3 protein-coding genes and 1 pseudogene are annotated in these 2,738 nt (G+C 43.2%); all 4 read left to right on the forward strand.

The features are described from left to right. A pseudogene (locus WEIDD23_RS14705) lies at positions 1-245 on the forward strand (carbamate kinase); the annotation flags it as partial. A gap of 135 nt (positions 246-380) precedes the next feature. Beyond that, the gene (locus WEIDD23_RS07740; protein ID WP_010371011.1) at positions 381-1,082 is read left to right on the forward strand and encodes a helix-turn-helix domain-containing protein; all 702 of its coding nucleotides are present in this window, start codon (positions 381-383) and stop codon (positions 1,080-1,082) included. A 143-nt stretch (positions 1,083-1,225) separates the two neighbouring features. Further along, complete coding sequence (locus tag WEIDD23_RS13120; protein ID WP_010371008.1) at positions 1,226-1,384, forward strand: hypothetical protein; 159 nt, start codon at positions 1,226-1,228, stop codon at positions 1,382-1,384. A gap of 514 nt (positions 1,385-1,898) precedes the next feature. Continuing rightward, the gene (locus WEIDD23_RS07745; protein ID WP_010371001.1) at positions 1,899-2,261 is read left to right on the forward strand and encodes a DUF1304 domain-containing protein; all 363 of its coding nucleotides are present in this window, start codon (positions 1,899-1,901) and stop codon (positions 2,259-2,261) included. The last annotated feature ends 477 nt before the right edge of the window (positions 2,262-2,738 follow it).

Here is a 2,738-nt window from a genome sequence, read left to right on the forward strand (position 1 = left end):
CGGCGGTACGTTATGTGGCGAAGGACTTTAACCAACCGTCGCAGACGATGATCAAACGGATTAGCGTGACGGAAATGCAGCAATTAGTGGATGCCGGCCAATTCCCGGCCGGGTCGATGAAGCCTAAGGTTGAAGCAGCTATTAGCTTCGTACGGAATACGGGGCGGCCTGCCGTCATTACATCGCTTGATAATGTGCAAGCATATCTTGCTGATGGGGATGGGACAGTGATTGTGCCAGATTAATCGAGTTATAGTTAAGCGAGCAGTCATGCTCGCTTATTTTTTTGTAAACCCAAAAAATTTAAGGGGCTGCATGCATGAGGACGCTTATAATTAAGGAGGAGAGTTTTTGAGCTGCGATTTCAAGGGGGAAATACAATGCTACAAAATTTCATGACACAGTGGCTGTATATTTCAGACTACGATACAGCCTTGGACCAAGCTTTTATTAGTAAAGCTAAAATAAACGGTGTTGATTTGGAACAACGCTATATAGCGGTTGTTTTAAGTGGGGATCAACGCCGGATGCCTGAACATCGCTTGGCGCTTAATTTGGATACGAAGCGCCGGATTTACGTTTTGTCAGTGGAAGGGGTGCAACCATTCTTGGATGCTCTGGCACCGGACATCTTTGCGGGTGTCGGGGGTGCGCACTTTGATATTTCGACAGGTATTAAAGAGGCGTTATTTGCCGTGTTGCTGACCAACGAGTTTGAGCGGGTTGTCATCTTTAATCGGGTTGGTTATCTGTATGACCTGGTTAAATCTGATTTGGTCTATCCAAATGTTGCGGCGTACTATGAACGGATTGATGATGAAACATGGCTGACGTTTTGGGAATATGTTCAGCACCTGTCATCAACAAAAGAGACAGCGTGTTTAATGCTGGTGCATCCCAAGACAATTGTTTATAGACTAAACAAAATCTGTGCAACTACTGGACTGAACCCGAAGCAAGGCGTTGATTTGTTGCCATTGATTGTGACCTATGTTCGCAAACAGACTGCCTGTTTTGATAACTTGGTAAACGAGCTACAAAGCCTGTCGGACAGTTTGTTGCCACGCGATAAAGTGGACTAGCCCGCTAGTATGGTTAATGAATGGCTGCTACGACAAAGTAGACATGTCTCGGTAACAAGTTCTAAAATTGTGGATTTTCTCTCATACCATGTTGCAAGGCTGTATAATGACCGTGAGCAATGGCTTTTAGGAGGGGACCTATTATGCAAACGATTAAAACTTTGGGATTAACGTTAGGACTGTTGGCACTCATTTTGGCGTCTATTTTCTTACATTGGGGGATTGTTGTGACAGTCATTATTATAGCTGTTGCGACGTTGACCTTAATTTATGCCACACAACATCGAGATAAAGCAGACTAATATATTAGTAATGGCTAAAATGCTACCAATTATTAAAGTTGGTAGCATTTTTTTGTTAAAAATCGAAAAAAATCTGTCCCATAATCGAAACTAATTTTAATGAAAGGGTTTACATTTTAATGGAAAGCGCTTACAATAATATTTGTGTTAGAGACACGGGGAACGCAATGTTGATGATATAGACTGAAAACGTTTAAGGAATCGGGGACCGTGTTGATAAGTAACGTCGTCATGTTTCACTCTTGCTGTTCGAGTAATCGTTCAATATCTTAAAAACTAGCTGAAAACTCTTCTCCTTCAGAAAATACCGATCGATGAAATTTCTCTCCAGGAAATATTCGAACAGCAAGAGGGTGATGAGACGACTCTTTATCAACATCAACGCTTTCACAATCAAAAAATATTTTGTGGGTCGTCAACCATACCTGAGCCATATCGCGGATACGCGGTGTGGCTTTTATATTATCTATCATGTTATTCTAGTGACATAACTGATGAGGAGATATTAGTCGTTATGATTGGGATTATTTTGACGGTGTTGGTTGCTTTGGAAGCACTTTACATCATGGGCTTAGAGATGTTTGGGTCGCCAAAGAAGCAAGCGGAAACGTTTGAGTTAGAGGAAGAATTTACGAAAGTACCAGAAGTACGTTCATTGTTGGGAAATCAAGGCATTTACAACGGTATGTTGGGTGTTTTGATTTTGCTAACGATGGTTGTGCTAAATGGCGCAGCTGAAATGACGATGTTGAAGCTCTTTATGGCTTACATTATCGTGGTTGCGATTTACGGGAGCATGACAGCTGCCAAGAAAATTATCTTGGTGCAAGGATTACCAGCAGCGCTCGCATTGTTGGCATTGATCTTGCACATCTAACGGGGAAAATGGGGTTTCGAGAGTTATTATTAGCAAAAATTTAAGAAGCCCCCTATACTATAGTTATTCCCCGTGGTAGTTACGCTAATGACTATCAGTACAAATATTTGTACGACGCGCCGTAGATATACGGCGCGTTTTTTGTGTGGTTTGATGATGTGTCGTGCTACCGCACGAGCAACAGCTAAGATGCTCTCTGATGTATGAGTGTCTCGAAGTTATTAGCAAGAAAATTTTTAACGCATGAACCGGAAGGATGATTAGCTATTCCAGTAGAGACTATCTTGGTTGCTGGCATGGTGGGTGGGGTGTGACGTAGCGATTGCCAGGGGTGAACTCACAAGTTCGGCCGACCGCCGGTTAGATAAGGCGAACGGACCCAACCCCTTAACCCAATTAGTTGGGTGCTAGCCGGTGCTCGCGCCGGCGGAGTTTACCCCTGGTCAATCTTTGGCGAAGTCACACCCCACCCACCAT

Origin of the sequence: Weissella sp. DD23 (genome assembly GCF_001579105.1) — a bacterium.
In the GTDB taxonomy this organism is placed as follows: Bacteria; Bacillota; Bacilli; order Lactobacillales; family Lactobacillaceae; genus Weissella; species Weissella cibaria.

What these genes read in the sequence shown, in the direction of transcription:
- WEIDD23_RS13120 (WP_010371008.1), top strand. Translation starts at nt 1,226, where the DNA reads ATGCAAACGATTAAAACTTTGGGATTAACGTTAGGACTGTTGGCACTC.
- WEIDD23_RS07745 (WP_010371001.1), top strand. Translation starts at nt 1,899, where the DNA reads ATGATTGGGATTATTTTGACGGTGTTGGTTGCTTTGGAAGCACTTTAC.
- WEIDD23_RS07740 (WP_010371011.1), top strand. Translation starts at nt 381, where the DNA reads ATGCTACAAAATTTCATGACACAGTGGCTGTATATTTCAGACTACGAT.